We start from the raw sequence: 2,143 nt of genomic DNA, 5'->3' as shown, positions 1-2,143 counted from the left end.
GATCTCGGGGCTTGCCCCGCCGCCTGTGCACCTCGGCTTCTCGTCAGAGCCCTCCTTGCTGGCTTCTGACGCACCGGCTCCTTTCGGTTCGGCTCGCCGGTGACGGAAGCGTCAGCGGCTTGTGGTTAATGAGCTGCACCACTAGTATCTGTACACGCAGGCTGCATCTGTCAATTAATTGGACAAAAAGTCATCGTCTGTATAGTAGTGTGCCCGGGTAGGCAGGCGGTCGGCTTTGGTCTCACCGTCGAGGGGGCGCACTCTCGCGCTGGGTCCCGGCCCCTGGGGCGAGGAGCAGTTATCCGGTTTGAAGAACCAGAAGGAGACGCCATGGCGACGCCACCGAGCAGTTCAATCGATTACGACGTCTTGATCGTCGGTTCGGGCTTCGGCGGAAGTGTCACCGCGCTGCGGCTGGTGGAGAAGGGGTACCGCGTCGGGATCCTCGAGGCCGGGCAACGCTTCGAGGACAAGGACTTCGCGAAGAACAGCTGGGATCTCAAGCGTTTCCTGTGGGCACCGAAGCTGGGTCTGTACGGAATCCAGCGTGTGCACCTGCTGCGCGATTGCCTCATCCTCGCCGGTGCCGGAGTGGGCGGTGGATCCCTGAATTACGCCAATACTCTCTACAAGCCGCAGGCACCGTTCTTCGAGGACAAGCAGTGGGCGCACATCACCGACTGGAGCAGTGAGCTCTCTCCGTTCTACGACCAGGCCACCCGCATGCTGGGCGTGGTGCGCAACCCACACATGACCCCGGCCGACGAGGTCATGAAGTCGGTGGCCGAGGACATGGGCGTCGCCGACACCTTCATTCAGACGCCGGTGGGAGTGTTCTTCGGAGACGAGCCCGGCAAGACCGTCCCGGACCCGTACTTCGGCGGTGCAGGTCCCGAGCGCACCGGATGCATCGAATGCGGTGAGTGCATGACCGGTTGCCGCCACGGAGCCAAGAACACCCTGCTGAAGAACTACCTCGGCCTGGCCGAGCGCGCGGGAGCCGAGATCGTGCCGATGACGACCGTGACCGGTCTCGTTCCGCGATCCGACGGCACCTGGGACGTCGACACCGAGCGCACCGGCGCTCGGCTCCGCAAGGGCAAGAAGACGTACAGCGCAGCCAATGTCGTGTTGGCCGCGGGCACCTGGGGCACCCAGAATTTGCTGCACAAGATGAAAGACACGGGCGCGCTGCCCAAGCTGTCGGACACACTCGGCGAACTGACTCGCACCAACTCCGAGTCGATCGTCGGAGCGGCCAAGCTTGCGGTCGATCCGAACATGGACCTCACGCGCGGAGTGGCCATCACGTCCTCGTTCCACCCCAGCCCCAACACGCACATCGAACCGTGCCGCTACGGCAAGGGCTCGAACGCGATGGGAATGCTGCAGACCCTGATGACCGACGGCGGCGGAAAGATCCCGCGTTGGCTCAAGTTCGTGTTCGCGTTGATCGCACACCCGGTTCAGTTCGTTCGCGTCGTCAATGTCCGGCACTGGAGCGAGCGCACCATCATCGCGCTGGTGATGCAGAACCTCGACAACTCGATCACCACATTCACCAAGCGTGGGCCGTTCGGCCGCAAGATTTCCAGCAGGCAGGGCCACGGCGAGCCGAATCCGACGTGGATCCCCGAGGGCAACGACGCCACCCGGCGCATCGCCAAGAAGATCGGCGGCGTCGCTGGAGGCACCTGGGGAGAGCTGTTCAACATCCCGCTCACCGCGCACTTCCTCGGGGGGTGCGCCATTGCCTCGGATTCGGCGCACGGCGTCATCGATCCGTACCACCGCGTCCACGGATACCCGACGCTGAGCGTGGTGGACGGGGCGGCTGTGTCGGCGAACCTCGGGGTCAATCCGTCGCTGACCATCAGCGCGCAGGCCGAGCGGTCCGCCGCATTGTGGCCGAACAAGGGCGAGCTCGATCTTCGTCCGGCACAGGGGCTTCCGTATCAGCGGCTCGATCCCATCGCCCCCAACTCGCCCGTTGTTCCGGTGGACGCTCCGGGTGGGCTGAGATTGCCTATCGTCGAGATCCGAAATGGCCATCTGGTCGCCGGTGAGACGGCTTCGCGGTGAAAGAAGTACTTGGTGAGCGCGCATTTCGAAACAGGAGCCCAGCCGCTCGATGCCTTCGTGC

The 2,143-nt window shown here is 64.0% G+C and carries 1 protein-coding gene; it reads left to right on the top strand.

Annotated features, from left to right (window positions below; all coding sequences use genetic code 11):
* Window positions 1-330: 330 nt before the first annotated feature.
* Entirely contained in the window at window positions 331-2,082 is a 1,752-nt protein-coding gene (locus tag MTX35_RS25215; protein WP_068046078.1) for an FAD-dependent oxidoreductase, read from the top strand.
* Window positions 2,083-2,143: the final 61 nt, after the last annotated feature.

It is taken from the genome of Rhodococcus sp. ARC_M12 (assembly GCF_022810385.1).
Classification (GTDB): Bacteria; Actinomycetota; Actinomycetes; order Mycobacteriales; family Mycobacteriaceae; genus Rhodococcoides; species Rhodococcoides navarretei.
Note: the sequence above shows the minus strand (reverse complement) of the source record. Positions and strands in the feature narration are given on the sequence as shown.

Excerpts from the sequence above, each read along its gene's own strand:
- MTX35_RS25215 (WP_068046078.1), top strand. The coding sequence starts at position 331 with ATGGCGACGCCACCGAGCAGTTCAATCGATTACGACGTCTTGATCGTC.